We start from the raw sequence: 14,087 nt of genomic DNA on the forward strand, positions 1-14,087 counted from the left end.
GGTGCGAAGTTGTGTTACAACGACTACAACACCGACGGGATCAACGCGAAGTCGACGGGGATCTACAACATGGTGCGGGACTTCAAGTCCCGTGACGTGCCGATCGACTGTGTGGGTTTCCAGTCGCACCTGGGCACGTCGTTGTCCAGTGACTACCAGGCCAATCTTCAGCGTTTCGCCGATCTCGGCGTGGACGTGCAGATCACCGAGCTGGACGTGATGAGTGGCGGCAACCAGGCGAACGTCTTCGCCGGGGTCACCCGCGCGTGCATGAACGTCTCGCGCTGCACCGGCATCACCACGTGGGGCGTGCGCGACTGTGACTCGTGGCGTGGGTCGGACAACGCCCTGCTCTTCGAGTGCAGCGGTAACAAGAAGGCCGCGTACACCAGCGTCCTGAACGCCCTCAACGCCGGCCCCGCCATCACCCCGTCGCCGACGACCCCGGGCCCGACGACGCCTGGCCCCACCACCCCGCCGCCCACGACGCCTCCGCCCACCACCACGCCTCCGCCGGGCCCGGAGGGTTGCACGGCGGCGGTGTCGGTCAACTCGTGGACCGGTGGTTTCGTGGCCAGCGTGAAGGTCACCGCCGGTTCGGCCGGCACGAACGGGTGGAACGTCAGCGTCACGCTGCCCAGTGGCGCGAGTGTCACCAACACCTGGAGTGCGACGGCCAGTGGCTCCACCGGCACTGTCGGGTTCACCAACGTCAACTACAACGGTCGGCTCGCCGCCGGCCAGGTCGCCGAGTTCGGCTTCCAGGGCACCGGCAGCGCGGCTGGCATCACGCCCACCTGCACCGCCTCCTGACCGAGCACTACTGATCGAGCACTACTGACCGACCCGTCCCCGTCGGCCGGTGTGCGGGACCGTTCCTGGTCCCGCACACCGGCCGTTCGCGGTGCACGAACCGATCAGGAGTACGGCAGCCGCACCACCGACTGGTTACCGATGCCCACGGTGCTGGGGTTGTTGCCGATCGCCGACCAGATCTCCACCCGGACCGTGCCGTTGCGCAACGTGTCATGCGTGCCGGTGGCCGAGGCCAGGCCGGCGCTCTGGGTGTAGTGCTCGTAGCCGGGCACCGGGTCGGTGGCGAAGTAGCGCAGCGTCTCCACCCGGTCCCAACTGCCGTTGCCGGTGAGATCGTAGGAGATTCGCGCCTGCACACCGTTGCCGACCGACGTTCCGGCGTCCACGAACAGGTCGACAGCGGACTGCCCGCCGGCGTAGGCGAGGTTGAGGCCGGTCGCCGTGAAGACCTGGGCGTTGGTGGGCGTACCGTCGTGGTTGCCGTTGGCGGCCGCGACACTCGTCGTGGCCGCGCCGCCGGCGGCGCCCAACCCACCTCCGGGCAGCAGGTACCGGGTGGGACCGCCAGTCGTCGGCGGGGCCGTCGTGGGCGGGGCCGTCGTGGGCGGCGTGGTCGTCGGCGGCGTGGTCGTCGGTGGGGCTGTCGTCGGAGGTACGCCGCCGGAGGCGTTGCCCCCACTCCAGGTGTACGCCCCGGTGGTCGCCGTCCGGCCCGCTCCCACGGTGAGGGTGGTGCCGTTGGAGAACGTCACGGTGATCGGTGCGGCGGTCGGGTTCGACGCCACGTAGGTGCGCGCGCCGTTGCGCGAGAACACCGCCGACAGCGGGTGGTTGCCGGTCACCGTGGTGTCGACGGTGCCCAACGCCGCGAGGTTGCGGATCCAGTGGAAGGTGTGTGCCCGGCTCTCGCCCTCCTCCGGGGTGTAGCCGGGGTTCGCGCGGAGGTTCGCCAGCGCCGCGTCGGCGTCGCCGAGGGCCTGGAACTGCCAGAGGATGTCCTGCCACACCGTCGGCGGCCCGCCGTTGTTGCGGACCAGCTCGGCGTAGTTGGTCCGCACGTATGCCGGGTTGTTGCCCAGGTAGAGGTGCCCGCCGGTGATCGGCAGCAGGTTGATGCCCTGGATCATCTCCGGCTCGCCGCTGAACCAGGTGGCGTACGCGCCGCCGTCGCCCCAGACCATGCCGACAGTCGAGTGCCCGAAGGCGGCGGGGAAGTTCTGGTCGCTGACGTCGAACCAGTACTCCTGGATCGCGGCGGCCTGGGTGGTGTAGAGGAACACGCCGGCGTCGCGGACGGCGGTGTCGCCGGTGACCTGTCCCCACTGGATGAGGGCGCTGGCGAAGTTCATCCCCTCCGACGAGGACTCCTGGTTGTTGCCGGAGCCGAACGAGCCGTGCCCGGACGCCCAGTCGTGGCCGGCGTAGATGTCGAAGTCCCGCAGGTAGGGGAAGCGGGTGTCGTCGCGGCGGTAGTTGTTGGCGTCGCGGATCAGCAGGTCCACCATGCCGCCGTAGCGGCTGCTGGTGGCCCAGGTCGGGTCGAACTTCGCCAGGGTCGCGGCGGCGGCGATGAAGTAGCCGTAGTGGAAGTGGTGGTCGTTGAGTTCCTGGTCGGAGCCGTATGACGCCGGGTAGCCGATCAGGGTGCCCCAGTTGTTGTCGTAGTAGAAGACCCGGCTGGTCTTGCCGCTGGACGCGGTGAACCAGTCGGTGAGCGTGCCCCGGATGGCGTTCAGCGCGCTGTCGCGGGTCGCGGTGTCGTTGACCAGGTCGGCGATCTCGGCGATGCGGGCGGCCCGGCCGAGCCCCTTGCCGGTCCAGTAGGTGTCGTTGCCGCGCTGGTCCATCGGGTTGGCGCGGGCGGCGGCGAGGTGACTGTTCACCGTCGCCAGGTCGGTGCCGCTGCCGTCGCCGACGGCCGGCAACTCCGGCAGGATGCCCTGGAACGTCATGGCGGTACGGAACTGGTTGACGCCGGTGAGCACCCGCATCCGTCCGCGTGCCGACGGGTAGGTCGGCGTGATCGCGGTGGACCCGCTCAGCGACTTCCACTGGTGCGGGTAGAGGCTGACCACGGTCCGCGTGGCGGTGCCCTCCCGGGCGGTGGTGGTGAACGCGTACGTGGTGCTCAGGCCGCTGGTCGCCGGGTTGTACGCGTACGACACCTGGGTGCCGGTCACGTGGGCGTGCGCGTACCGGCCGTAGGTGGCGGCCAGGTCGGCGCGTTCCGTGGCGCTGGACGTCGGCGGCAGCAGGGCGACGGAGAAGTAGCCCCGACCGGCGAGAGTGGACGAGATCCGGCCCCCGGCGACGGTCCAGGTGGCGCCGCTGGGCGCGTACCCGACGTAGTCGTGACCGTTGACCCGGAAGCCGATGGTGGCGCCGCCCGAGGACCACACCTCGGGGGTGCCGGCGGTGCCGATCACCGCGTCGCCGCCGGTGGTCTGGAAGTACGCGAAGGGCAGTCCGTGGCCGATGGTGGCGCGCATGGTGCGGGTGCCGTCGCTCCAGTGTGGGCTGACCGTCCAGTCCGTCCAGCCGTCCACCTTGACCTGGGGCGCGGCGAGCCCGGCCACACCGACCCGGATGTCCTGCACGTAGGGGTAGTGGTATTCGCCGACGCCGGTCGCGGTGCCGCTGATGGCGGGCGTGGAGTTGGCGGAGAAGCCCAGGCCGTCGGTGAACGTGTCGTACGAGATCGGGTGGGCGTGCAGCGGTTCGCTGAAGGAGCAGTCGGTGCGCTTCCACAGCAGCGAGGACCACCAGTCGTTGGTGGGTATCGGCCCGGCCGGCGCGTTGGCGGTGGCGAACTGCCGGGGGTTGCTGGACATCGCGCCGCATCCACTGGGAAGCGGGCCGACCGCGGTGGTGGTGTAGCTGCCGGCGCCCACGGGTGCGGCCTCGGCGGCGCGGGTGACGGGGATCGCGAGACCGCCGACGACCAGGGCCAGAGCGGTGGCCGCGGCCAGGGCCCAGCGGCGGCGGGGGACGGGAGGTGTCATGGTGCCTCCATCGCGCGCCGGGATGCGGCCCTTGCCGGGCCCGACGCGGTGCGTCTGAATTGGGGGGAAGGTCAAGTGAGAGAGCGCTCTCACAGGTCACGGTAGTGGAGCACCGAGATCCCCGTCAATGTGTCGAACCCGTTGCGTACCGATGTCGCTAGGGTCTGGCGCCCGCTTCCGTCGCGGCGACCGACGCGCCGTCGTCGACGTCGCCCAGGAGCGCCTCGGGTGCCCGCATCCGCCACGCGTCGGTCACCAGCTCGCGCAGACGGTCCAGGTCCACCGCCGCCAGCCGCAGCAGCACCAGGGGCAGGCCGTGGTAGCCGGCCGTGGTGAAGAAGAGGTCGGGCTCGCCGAGCAGGAGCGCCTGCTTCTCGGCCTCGTCACCGACGAACAGCACGGCGATGTCGAGTCGGATCACCCGGGGCTTTCCGGGGACGCGCTCCGGGTAGGACCAGACGAAGCCCTTGTCGGCCACCCGGAAGTCGAAGCCGTCACTGGGATTCTCCACCACGTGCGGCAGGGCCAGCGCCACCCGGCGTACGTCGTCGGCGTCAGCCACCGAGGCCCCCCGCACCGTGCACGATCAGCATGTGCCGAGATTACGCGGTGGACAGGTCGACGGCGGCGGCACCGAGGATGGCCCGGGTGCCGCTCTCCTGCACGTAGCCGACGACAGTGGCGCCGCGCGGGTCGAGATCGGGGGGCGCCGCCAACTCCACCCGTCCCCGCTCGGTGTGCGGATCCACGGACGTGAAGGCGCGGACCACGTTGTCCTGTCGCAGCGTCCGTCCGGCGTTCTCCCCCCGGGCGATCTCGCTGTCCAGGCCGCGTTCCACGATCGCCACGTGCAGCACCGCACCCCGCGGCGGCTGCGCGGTCTGGTAGTCCACAGTCAGCCGCTGCCCGTCGAGGTCCGGTGCGGTGAGCGTGACCGGCGTGGTGGCGGTCGACGTCAGGGCGGAGGCGATCGCGCCGGCCGCACGCCGACGGTCGGACCCGACGAACTCGACGGTGCCGTTGACGACCATCTGCGGTGTGTACAGCCGTCCGGTGCCGAAGGCGCGGGCGTACGCCTCCTGCCGTGCGGTGTACGCCGCGTCCGCGAAGCGGTCGGGCCAGCCCAGATCGTCCCAGTAGTCGACGTGGAAGCCGAGGGCGAAGACGGGTTGCCCCCGTTGCCGGGCATCGCGCTCGATCTCGGTCAGCACCTCCTCCGCGGGAGGGCAGCTCGAACAGCCCTGCGAGGTGAACATCTCCACGACGGCGAAGCCGAGGTCCCTCGACGGGTTCGTCATGCGGCGCGTCTCCTCCCAGGTGACGACCGGCGACGCTGCGTTTCCCGTTGCCGTCCGGAGAATGCGCGCGGCGTCACCTCACCCCGGCCGCGCGGTGGGCGGGGGCGGGGTGGGGTGATTGGATGGGCGGGTGCAGATCACCGTGACAGACGCGCCGGAGCGGGAGCGTTTCGAGGCGCGCGACGAGGCGGGTGCGCTTGCCGGCTTTGTCACCTACCAGCTGACCGGCAGCATCATCGCCTACACCCACACCGAGGTCGATCCGGCGTTCGAGGGCAAAGGCGTCGGGTCGACACTGGCGCGCGCGGTGCTGGACGACGCGCGGGCCAGGGAACGGACAGTCGTGCCGATCTGTCCGTTCCTCGCCGACTGGGTCGTCAAACACCCGGAGTACGAGGGCATCGTGGTCCGGACCACCCGGAAGATCAAGTAAGCACCGCCTGACCGCACCCCTTCGGGAGAGTCCAGCGATGACAGCGTCCACCTTCCGCGCCCTGCACCACGGCCGTGCCGTGGGGGACCCGCTCGTCCTGCCGGGGCCCTGGGACGCGGCAAGCGCCCGGGTGTTCGCCGACGCCGGTTTCCCGGCGCTCGCGACACCGAGCGCCGGGGTCGCCGCCTCGCTCGGGTACGAGGACGGCGCGACACCGCCGGAGGAGATGTTCGCGGCGGTGGCGCGGATCGTCCGCGCGGTGTCCGTTCCCGTCTCCGCCGACGTCGAGGGCGGTTACGGCCTCGCCCCTGCCGAGTTGGTCGGACGGCTCCTGGAGACCGGCGCCGTCGGCTGCAACCTTGAGGACTCCGACGGGCACGGCACGCTGAAGGACCCGCGGCGGCACGCGGACTGGCTGGCCGAGGTGCGGGCGGAGGCGGGTGACGCGCTCGTCGTCAACGCGCGTGTCGACACCTTCCTGGTCGGGACGGGTGACCCCGCCGACGCGGTGGAACGTGCCCGCCTCTACGTGGCGGCCGGGGCCGACTGCGTATACCCGATCCTGGCGCCGCTGGCGGTGCTCCCGGCGCTGCGGGAGGGCATCGCGGGCCCGCTCAACATGGCCGCCGACCCGGACCGGGAGTCGGTGGCCGAGCTGGGCCGCCACGGCGTCACGCGCGTCACCTTCGGCCCCGGGATGCAGCGGTACGCGACGGGCGCGATCGGCGACCTCGCCGCGCGGCTGCGCGCCTGAGCGCGGGCCGCCCGCGCCACGGTCAACGGCGGCGACCACGCCCGCCTGCGCCGCCGTGGACGGCGGCGACCACGCCCGCCTGCGCCACGGTCAACGGCGGCGACCACGCCCGCGGCCCTGCGCAGCGGGCCCGGCGTCGCGGATCGGGCGGTCAGGCGGCGTCGGCGCGGGCGGCGAGGGCGTCGACCAGACGGCGGGCGGAGCCGGCCAGGTTCCAGCGTTGGGCGAGCGCCAGCAGCCGGTCCGGGTCGACCGGGGCGGTCGGCAGCGCGGTGGTCAGCTCCGGCAGCGGCACGTCCAGTGCGACACGGACCACCGTCGGCGCGACGGCCAGGTAGTCGCGTGCCGCGGCCAGCTTGGTGCGCAGGCCCGGCGCGAAGGACGAGTCGGAGTCGTCGAGCGCGGCCAGGATGCCGGCGATGGTGCCGTAGCGCTCGATGAGCCGGGCGGCGGTCTTCTCGCCGACGCCCGCCACGCCGGGCAGCCCGTCGCTGGGGTCACCGCGCAGCGCGGCGAAGTCGGCGTAGCGGTCGGCCGGCACGCCGTAGCGGGCCCGCACGGCGGCGTCGTCGCAGTCGTCGAGCTTGGCCACGCCGCGCCCGACGTAGAGCAGCCGGACCGGCCGGGTGTCGTCGATGAGCTGGAACAGGTCGCGGTCGCCGGAGACCACCTCGACCGGCCCCGGTTGGGTGACCGAGAGCGTGCCGAGCACGTCGTCGGCCTCGTAGCCGGTCGCGCCGACGGCGGTGATGCCGACCGCGGCCAGCACCTCCAGGATCATCGGCACCTGCGGGGAGAGGGTGTCCGGAACGATCTCGTCGCCCTGTGGCGCGACCCGGTGCGCCTTGTACGACGGCAACAGGTCGACCCGCCACGCGGGACGCCAGTCGTGGTCCAGTGCGCAGACCATCCGGTCGGCGCCGCGCCCGCGGATGAGGGTGGCGAGCATGTCGAGGAAGCCGCGCACCGCGTTGACCGGGGTGCCGTCCGCGGTGCGCGCGGCGGACTCCGGGATGCCGAAGTAGGCCCGGAAGTAGAGGCTGGCTGCGTCGATCAGCAGGATCGGGGGTCGGTGTGCCACGCCGGACAGCCTGGCACAAGCCCCCGACGATCCGGGGTACGCCCGGCCGTCGGCGGTGTCAGCGCCGCTCGTCGTGCCGGTAGACGGTCGCCCGCCGGGCCAGGTGCTGCACGAGGTAACTGGTCACCAGCAGCAGGATCGCGACCACCACCTCGACCCAGGCCGCGACGCCGTCGGCCACGGTGACGCCGATGATCAGCAGGACCAGGCCGACGAGCGCGAGGACCCCGGCCCACAGTTGACGGCGTCGGCGGGTGGCCGTCCGGTTCGCCTCGTTCGTTGCCACGTGATCCTCCCGGCCGGGTGGCCCGCGCGGGCGTCCCCGGAACCAGGCTATGGCCCCGTCCGCCGTTCGAAGGGGAAAACCCGCGGCGCTGGCGGATCCGCGCGCACGCGAAGTCGCGCCACGGGACAGCCAGGTTGGACCGGCATCGGTACGCTCGTCGCTCGTACGGTTCTGACGGGGGTGACGGTGAGTGTGAGTGACGAGACCCGGGCCTGGTTCGGGCGGTTGGTGGCTGACACGCGGGAGCGGTTCGCGGGGCTGGCCGAGCTCGGTGACGACCCCGAGCGGCTCTACGGCGAGGCGCAGTCCCCGGAGGGCGTCGTCGCGGTGGTGGCACCCGGGGGGATGCCGGTCCGGCTCACGCTGAGCACCTCGGCGTTGCGGCTGGGGCCGCAGGAGTTGGCGGAGCGCATCGTGGCGACCCAGCGGGAGGCCGCGGCCGAGGCCGGGCGGCGGCAGGCCGAGGTGGTCCAGGAGCTCATCGGCCCGGCCACCGGCGGGGCCGTCGACGTGCGGTCGATGGTCGACCGGGCTGTCGACAAGGGCCGGTTCCGCGCCGCCGCGGAGCAGCTCGACTCCGCCGACGACCAGTTCGGCAGGCGTCGGTGAGCGGCGACGGCTTCACCGTCCAGCCGGCGGCGCTGCGCGCGGCGGCCGCTGCTCAGGAGGCCGTGGCCGGGGCCGCCGAGTCGACCGCCCGCACCGTCGAGTCGGCCACCGCCCAGGGCAACCTCTTCGGCGTGATCGGGCAGATGGCCGGCCTGGATGCCGGCTACCGCGGCTGGGTGGCCGACGAGGTGACCTCGCTGGAGGCGCTCGTCCAGTACCTGCACGACCTGGCCGACGGGTTGCACGCCAACGCCGAGGCGTACGAGCACACCGACTCGGGCAACGCCGACCACCTGGCGAGCCAGTACCCGGAGCGGTCATGACCCAGCCCAACGCCGTCGACGTCGCCACTGGTTACCAGCAGGCCCGCGACACCTGGGACCAGGTCACCAGTCCTGCTTCCGAGGCGCTCAACACCGGGTTGGACGCGCTGCTCTACCCGTTCGTCTGGCCGCTGCTGCAATTGCTGGAGCTGTGCGTCGGCGACCCCGACCAGCTCGACGCGCACGCGGGTGCCTGGCGCAACGCCGCCACGCAGCTGCGGCAGGTCGCCGAGCGGGAGCGGCAGGGCCTGGACGCGTTGCGTCCGGAGTGGACCGGGCAGGCGGCCGAGGCGTACGCCAAGCGGATCGACGCGCTGGTGCAGGGGTTGGACGCGGCGGCCGCGGAGATGGCCCGGACCGCCGACAGCCTCGGTGACACCGCGATGGACCTGCGCGACTGCGAGGAGATCATCCGGACCATCATCCGGGAGCTGGTCGAGTGGCTGGTGATCACCTGGCTCGCCGCGCAGGCGCTGGCGATCATCACCGCCGGTGCGTCCGAGGCGGCGGCCGCCGTCGCCTCGGCGGCGGAGACCGGCATCGCGGTCAGCCGGACCACCCGGATCCTGGCGCAACTGCACCGGGCGCTGGAGGCGTACAAGGCCATGATGGAGGCCCTCAAGGCGCTGGGCACCGTCGGCAAGATCGCCGCGTGGACCATCAACAAGCTGTACGGCCCGAAGCACTGGCTGAAGGTGGGCATCAAGCTCGCCACCCCGCTGGACGGGTCGATCGTCGGCGAGGGGTTGGAGTCGGTCGGTGACCTGGTCATCAACTCCTCCGCCGACGAGTACGAGGACCGGCGCCGCGGTGACGACGGCGACGGCAGTCGTTGGCGGCGTACCGTGAGTTCCTGGACGGACCCGGCAGCCGACCGGGCGCCGTGACGCGGGGAGGATCGATGGACGAGCAGGCGGCGCGCCGAGCGGAGCTGCTCGCTCAGGTGGGGGCCGTGTTGGCCCCGGGCGAGACCCTGCGGGACGCGTGCTGGTTCACCCGCGTCCCGGGCCGCCGCTCGGCGGGGGAGGTGTTCCGTGCCGAGTTGAACCCGCTGCGGGTGGCGGAGGGGCTGGCCTGGGACGCCGTCGGGGTGACCGCCTCCACCGGCCCCGGGGTGGAGTGGTATCAGGCGGCCCGCAACGGGGTGCTCGGCGGCCCGCCCGGTTCGGTGGGCGTCGGGCTGGACGAGCGACTGCCCGAGCCCACTGTCGCCCAGGTGCTGGCGCTGACCAACCGGCGGGTGCTGGTGTTGCGCCGTCAGGGCGGGCGACCGGCCCCGACGCAGCCGCCCGCCGGCGGCGGTCTGCGGGATCGCCTCGCGGCGGCGGCCGGCCAGGTGCGGGCGGCCTGGCAGGGGCCCGGCCCGGTGGGCCGGGACGTGCCCCTGGAGGTGGCCTGGCAGGTGGGCGTGGAGTCGGTGGTCCGCCTCGACGCGCTGCCCGGCGGCACGATCGGGCGTCTCGCCGTGCTCTTCGCCGACGGCTCGTGGATCGTGCTCGGCCCGCCGGACGCCGCGACCGCGCTGCGGATGGCGTCGTCCCGCGCCGGATGATCCCGGTGGCACCGCCCCGACGGGCGTCGGCGGCAGGGCCACCGGGCCGGCCGTGCTTGTCATACTGGCGGTCCGCCAGCGGCGGAAGACTCCGGCCCGATCGTCGACGCGCAGGCCGTCGACCCCCGTTCGTCGAACCAGTGAGTCCCAATCTGGAACGCACTATAGTCGGGTGGGACCGACGGAGGTAGCGGGTGCGGCGAGAGGATCTCGCCGATGCGGACTGCGGCATCGCGCAGGCGCTCGGCGTACTGGGGGACTGGTGGACGTTCCTCATCGTGCGCGACGTCGCCGGGGGGACGACCCGCTTCGACGCGCTGCACCGTGAGCTGGGCGTCAGCCGGCGGGCGCTCACCGAACGCCTCGCCGCCCTGGTCGAGCACGGGGTGCTGGAGCGCCGGCCCTACTCGCGACACCCACCGCGCCACGACTACCTGCTCACCGCTCGGGGCGAGGGGCTGCTGCCGGTGCTGATCGCCCTACAGGACTGGGGAACGAGGCATCTCATGGGTGACGGTGACCTGACCGCCACGGCCGCCGCCGACTCCGCCGAGGCACGCCGGGTGCACCACCTGGTCGGGCGGCGACTGCCCGAGATCGTCCTGCCCGGTCCCGACGGTCGGCCGGTCGCGTTGGCGACGATGGACACCTGGGCGGTCCTCTACCTCTTTCCCGGGGCGTACGCGCCGGGGACGCCCGGCTATCCGCCGGGCTGGGCGGAGATCCCCGGCGCCCGGGGCTGCACACTGGAGTCGAGCACGTACGCCAAGCGTCACAGGGACTTCCAGGCCGCCGGTGTGCGGGTGCACGGGATCAGCACCCAGCGCCCGGACCAGCTCGCCGACTTCGCCGCGTACGCCGGGCTGCCGTTTCCGTTGCTGTCCGACCAGGACGGCCGGTTGGCCGCGGGGCTGCTGCTGCCGGTCTTCCGAGCCGGCGGTGTGACCCGGTTCAAGCGGCTGACGCTGCTTGTCGACCCGGCGGCGGTGGTGCGTGCCGTGCAGTTCCCGGTCACCGACCCGGCCGGCTCGGTGCAGGAGATGCTCACCCTGGCCCGCGCGCACGCGCGGGTCCCCGGCTGACGCGGGGCGTCGGCCGGGGACCGGGCGGGCCGTACGGTCAGGCGGGAAGCGTCCAGCGCTGGTTGGCGCCGGCGAAGCAGTCCCAGATCTGTAGCCGGGTGCCGTCGGCGGAGCTGTTGTCCGTGACGTCCAGGCACTTGTTCGACTGCGGGTTGCGCAACGTGCCGTTGGACTGGGCCTGCCACACCTGGGCGCCGCTGCCGTTGCACTCCCAGAGCTGGACCTTCGCGCCGTTGGCGGTGGAGCCGCTGGCGATGTCGGCGCACTTGCCGAGGGCGCGCAGCGTGCTGTCGCCGGCCACCGTCCAGGTCTGGGCGTTGGTGCCGTTGCAGCCGTAGAGCTGGATGGCGGCGCCGTTGGCGGTGCTGGCCGCCGCCACGTCGACGCACTTGCCGCCGAGGCCGGTGATCTGGCCGGTGCGACCGGTCGGCGGCGGGGTGGTGCCGCCCATGATCGTGTCGTACATGGCGCTGAGCAGTGAGGTCGAGCCGCTGGTGTCCTGGCTCAGCTCCCAGTTCATCACGCCGCCGGCGTTGGCCAACGCCCACTGCGTCTTGCGCTTGACCGTCGGGATGCCGTTCCAGCACTGCTGCGACCCGCCGATGGTGGCGCAGTCCCGGTTGGCGTTCGCCGGGTCCAGGCCGACGATGTACGAGTAGTTGTAGTAGACCGGGCGGCTGTAGAACGGGATGCCGAGCACCGCCTTGCTGGCCGGCAGGCCGCGTGCCTTCCACAGGTTGATGCTGTTGATCGACCAGTCGTAGTTGGCGTGGGGGTTGCCGCCGTCGTACGCCATGATGTTGAGCCAGTCGACCTGGTTGAAGACGGCCGTCTGCACACCCTGCACGCTGGGGCCCTCGGAGACCACGGCGGCGGTGAGCAGCTTGCCGCGGCTGTGCAGGGCGCCGCCGAGCTGCGTCATGAGCGCCGTGTAGTTGTTGGCCGAGGTGCCCGGGTCGGGGTACTCCCAGTCCATGTCGACGCCGTCGAGGTTGTACTGGTTGACGAAGTTGACCAGGTTGTTGACGAAGGCGGTCCGGCTGCCGGAGTTGGCGGCCAGGGCTTCGAACGCCGAGTCGTTGCCGTCGTTCCACCCGCCGACCGCGATCGACACCTTGACGTTGTTGGCGTGTCCCTGCGAGACCAGCGAGGACAGTCGGGCCCCGTCGACCCCCTGCAGGCTGCCGTCGCTGTTGGGCAGGACGAAGGCGTAGTTGATGTGGGTGAGCTTGTTGTACTGGATCGTGTTGATGTTGCCGGCCCAGGAGGGCATGTAGCCGACGCTCTTGAAGTTGTTGGGCAGCACCACGGCCTGCGCGGCGGTGGAGGTGACGGTGAGGGTGGCGCCGGCGGTGGCCAGCGCGAGCAGGCCGGCGGCGAGGGCGCGGCGCAGTGGTGAGGACATCGGGGGCCTTCCCGTGGGCGGGGGACGACGCCACCCGCGCAGGGTTGTCGCGGGCGGAGGTGCGGGACGCAGGAACGGGTGGGCCTCGAGGCAGCCAAATCTTAAAGAGTGTTAACTGTCCGCGTCAATCAACACCTGTGGATTTCCGGCGCCGGAACCGATATGGGGGTTTACCCAAACGACCGTTAAGCTTGTGCAACGGCTCACCACCACCCCCACGGAGCTCATCGCGCTATGACTGTCGACCGGATCCTGCCCACCGACGAGGCCCACGACCTGCTGGGTCTTGCCACCGAGCTCGCCGACCGCGAGCTCGCGCCGAAGGCCGCCGCCTTCGAGGAGCGCGCCGAGTTCCCCCGCGAGGTGCTCCGGACCCTCGGCCGTGCCGGCCTGCTCGGCCTGCCCTACCCCGAGGAGTACGGCGGCGCGGCCCAGCCCTACGAGGTGTACCTGCAGGTGCTGGAGATCCTGGCCAGCCGCTGGCTCGCGGTCGCCGAGGCGGTCAGCGTGCACACCCTGTCCTGCTACCCGGTGTTCGCGTTCGGCAGTGACGAGCAGCGCAAGCTGCTGCCGGACATGATCGGTGGGGAACTGCTGGGCGCGTACTGCCTCTCCGAGCCGCAGGGTGGCTCGGACGCGGCGGCGCTGAGCACCAGGGCGGTTCGGGACGGCGACGCGTACCTGGTGTCCGGCACCAAGGCCTGGATCACCCACGCGTGGACCGCCGACTTCTACAACGTCTTCTGCCGCACCGGCGGGTCCGGGCCGAAGGGGATCTCCTGCCTGCTCGCCGACGCGGGCACGGCCGGCATCACCCCGCAGACGCCCGAACGGACGATGGGGCTACGCGCCTCCCCGGTGGCGCAGATCGCCTTCGACGAGGCGCGGGTGCCTGCCGACCGGCTGATCGGCGGCGAGGGCGTGGGCTTCACCATCGCCATGTCCGCGCTCGACTCCGGTCGCCTGGGCATCGCCGCCTGCGCGGTCGGGCTGGCCCAGGCGGCCCTGGACTACGCGGTCTCCTACGCCCGGGAGCGGCAGCAGTTCGGCCGATCCATCATCGACTTCCAGGGACTGGGTTTCCTCCTCGCCGACGCGGCGACCCAGATCTCCGCCGCCCGTGCGCTGGCCCTCGCCGCGGCCCGGCTGCGCGACGCCGGCCGCCCGTACGCGATCGAGGCGGCCAAGGCGAAGCTCTTCGCCACCGACATGGCGATGCGGGTGACCACCGACGCGGTGCAGGTGCTCGGCGGCGCCGGTTACGTGGCCGACCACCCGGTGGAGCGGTACATGCGCGAGGCCAAGGTGTTGCAGATCGTGGAGGGCACCAACCAGATCCAGCGGATGGTGATTTCCCGGGCGTTGGCGAAGGGCTGAGCAGCGCCGGGTCGGCGGCGGTGGGTCCCACCGCCGCCGACCCGGCGGGTACCTCGTCGCCGTCGGGCC

The 14,087-nt window shown here is 72.2% G+C and carries 15 protein-coding genes; 9 read left to right on the forward strand and 6 right to left on the reverse strand.

Translation table 11 applies throughout. The features are described 5' to 3' along the window. Nucleotides 1-813: endo-1,4-beta-xylanase (locus AB0A95_RS29940; RefSeq protein ID WP_357559075.1), on the forward strand; the 813-nt coding region annotated here is incomplete at its 5' end. A 104-nt stretch (nucleotides 814-917) separates the two neighbouring features. Here AB0A95_RS29940 and AB0A95_RS29945 read toward each other — a convergent pair. The 3 genes from AB0A95_RS29945 to AB0A95_RS29955 form a co-directional block, all read right to left on the reverse strand. Beyond that, the gene (locus AB0A95_RS29945) at nucleotides 918-3,818 is read right to left on the reverse strand and encodes a glycosyl hydrolase (protein ID WP_357559076.1); all 2,901 of its coding nucleotides are present in this window, start codon (nucleotides 3,816-3,818) and stop codon (nucleotides 918-920) included. Between the two features lie 157 nt (nucleotides 3,819-3,975). Continuing rightward, nucleotides 3,976-4,380 carry an MmcQ/YjbR family DNA-binding protein gene (locus tag AB0A95_RS29950; RefSeq protein ID WP_357559077.1) on the reverse strand — a complete coding sequence of 135 codons (405 nt, stop codon included), beginning with the start codon at nucleotides 4,378-4,380 and terminating at the stop codon, nucleotides 3,976-3,978. 40 nt (nucleotides 4,381-4,420) lie between these two features. Continuing rightward, nucleotides 4,421-5,116 (reverse strand): DUF1223 domain-containing protein, encoded by a 696-nt coding sequence (locus AB0A95_RS29955; protein WP_357559078.1) that lies wholly within the window; start codon nucleotides 5,114-5,116, stop codon nucleotides 4,421-4,423. Nucleotides 5,117-5,246: 130 nt separating this feature from the next. Here AB0A95_RS29955 and AB0A95_RS29960 point away from each other — a divergent pair, with 130 nt between their 5' ends. Both AB0A95_RS29960 and AB0A95_RS29965 read left to right on the forward strand, forming a co-directional pair. Next, the gene (locus AB0A95_RS29960; protein WP_357559079.1) at nucleotides 5,247-5,549 is read left to right on the forward strand and encodes a GNAT family N-acetyltransferase; all 303 of its coding nucleotides are present in this window, start codon (nucleotides 5,247-5,249) and stop codon (nucleotides 5,547-5,549) included. A 37-nt stretch (nucleotides 5,550-5,586) separates the two neighbouring features. Further along, nucleotides 5,587-6,303, forward strand: coding sequence for an isocitrate lyase/phosphoenolpyruvate mutase family protein (locus AB0A95_RS29965; protein WP_357559080.1), 717 nt, complete (start codon nucleotides 5,587-5,589; stop codon nucleotides 6,301-6,303). Between the two features lie 151 nt (nucleotides 6,304-6,454). Here AB0A95_RS29965 and AB0A95_RS29970 read toward each other — a convergent pair whose 3' ends face one another. Beyond that, nucleotides 6,455-7,384 carry a 5'-3' exonuclease gene (locus tag AB0A95_RS29970; RefSeq protein ID WP_357559081.1) on the reverse strand — a complete coding sequence of 310 codons (930 nt, stop codon included), beginning with the start codon at nucleotides 7,382-7,384 and terminating at the stop codon, nucleotides 6,455-6,457. Between the two features lie 58 nt (nucleotides 7,385-7,442). Next, on the reverse strand, nucleotides 7,443-7,670 hold the full coding sequence (locus AB0A95_RS29975) for a hypothetical protein (protein WP_357559082.1): 228 nt from the start codon (nucleotides 7,668-7,670) through the stop codon (nucleotides 7,443-7,445). A gap of 192 nt (nucleotides 7,671-7,862) precedes the next feature. Here AB0A95_RS29975 and AB0A95_RS29980 point away from each other — a divergent pair, with 192 nt between their 5' ends. From AB0A95_RS29980 to AB0A95_RS30000, 5 genes are all read left to right on the forward strand, one after another. Next, complete coding sequence (locus AB0A95_RS29980; protein ID WP_357559083.1) at nucleotides 7,863-8,279, forward strand: YbaB/EbfC family nucleoid-associated protein; 417 nt, start codon at nucleotides 7,863-7,865, stop codon at nucleotides 8,277-8,279. After that, nucleotides 8,276-8,602: a type VII secretion target gene (locus tag AB0A95_RS29985; protein WP_357523766.1), complete on the forward strand. Its 327-nt coding sequence runs from the start codon at nucleotides 8,276-8,278 to the stop codon at nucleotides 8,600-8,602. The genes AB0A95_RS29980 and AB0A95_RS29985 overlap by 4 nt, the downstream gene beginning before the upstream one ends. Further along, complete coding sequence (locus AB0A95_RS29990; protein WP_357559084.1) at nucleotides 8,599-9,489, forward strand: WXG100 family type VII secretion target; 891 nt, start codon at nucleotides 8,599-8,601, stop codon at nucleotides 9,487-9,489. Before AB0A95_RS29985 ends, AB0A95_RS29990 begins: the two co-directional genes overlap by 4 nt. A gap of 14 nt (nucleotides 9,490-9,503) precedes the next feature. Then, nucleotides 9,504-10,154, forward strand: coding sequence for a hypothetical protein (locus AB0A95_RS29995; protein WP_357559085.1), 651 nt, complete (start codon nucleotides 9,504-9,506; stop codon nucleotides 10,152-10,154). Nucleotides 10,155-10,348: 194 nt separating this feature from the next. Next, the gene (locus tag AB0A95_RS30000; protein WP_357559086.1) at nucleotides 10,349-11,236 is read left to right on the forward strand and encodes a winged helix-turn-helix transcriptional regulator; all 888 of its coding nucleotides are present in this window, start codon (nucleotides 10,349-10,351) and stop codon (nucleotides 11,234-11,236) included. Nucleotides 11,237-11,273: 37 nt separating this feature from the next. Here AB0A95_RS30000 and AB0A95_RS30005 read toward each other — a convergent pair whose 3' ends face one another. Then, nucleotides 11,274-12,641: a glycosyl hydrolase family 18 protein gene (locus AB0A95_RS30005; protein WP_357559087.1), complete on the reverse strand. Its 1,368-nt coding sequence runs from the start codon at nucleotides 12,639-12,641 to the stop codon at nucleotides 11,274-11,276. Between the two features lie 234 nt (nucleotides 12,642-12,875). Here AB0A95_RS30005 and AB0A95_RS30010 point away from each other — a divergent pair, with 234 nt between their 5' ends. Beyond that, entirely contained in the window at nucleotides 12,876-14,018 is a 1,143-nt protein-coding gene (locus AB0A95_RS30010; protein ID WP_357559088.1) for an acyl-CoA dehydrogenase family protein, read from the forward strand. Nucleotides 14,019-14,087: the final 69 nt, after the last annotated feature.

This window comes from Micromonospora sp. NPDC049230, from assembly GCF_040647875.1.
Classification (GTDB): domain Bacteria; phylum Actinomycetota; class Actinomycetes; order Mycobacteriales; family Micromonosporaceae; genus Micromonospora.

Coding starts and splice junctions, on each gene's coding strand:
- AB0A95_RS29945 (WP_357559076.1), bottom strand. CDS start 3,818: ATGACACCTCCCGTCCCCCGCCGCCGCTGGGCCCTGGCCGCGGCCACC.
- AB0A95_RS29955 (WP_357559078.1), bottom strand. CDS start 5,116: ATGACGAACCCGTCGAGGGACCTCGGCTTCGCCGTCGTGGAGATGTTC.
- AB0A95_RS29965 (WP_357559080.1), top strand. CDS start 5,587: ATGACAGCGTCCACCTTCCGCGCCCTGCACCACGGCCGTGCCGTGGGG.
- AB0A95_RS29990 (WP_357559084.1), top strand. CDS start 8,599: ATGACCCAGCCCAACGCCGTCGACGTCGCCACTGGTTACCAGCAGGCC.
- AB0A95_RS29995 (WP_357559085.1), top strand. CDS start 9,504: ATGGACGAGCAGGCGGCGCGCCGAGCGGAGCTGCTCGCTCAGGTGGGG.
- AB0A95_RS30005 (WP_357559087.1), bottom strand. CDS start 12,641: ATGTCCTCACCACTGCGCCGCGCCCTCGCCGCCGGCCTGCTCGCGCTG.
- AB0A95_RS30010 (WP_357559088.1), top strand. CDS start 12,876: ATGACTGTCGACCGGATCCTGCCCACCGACGAGGCCCACGACCTGCTG.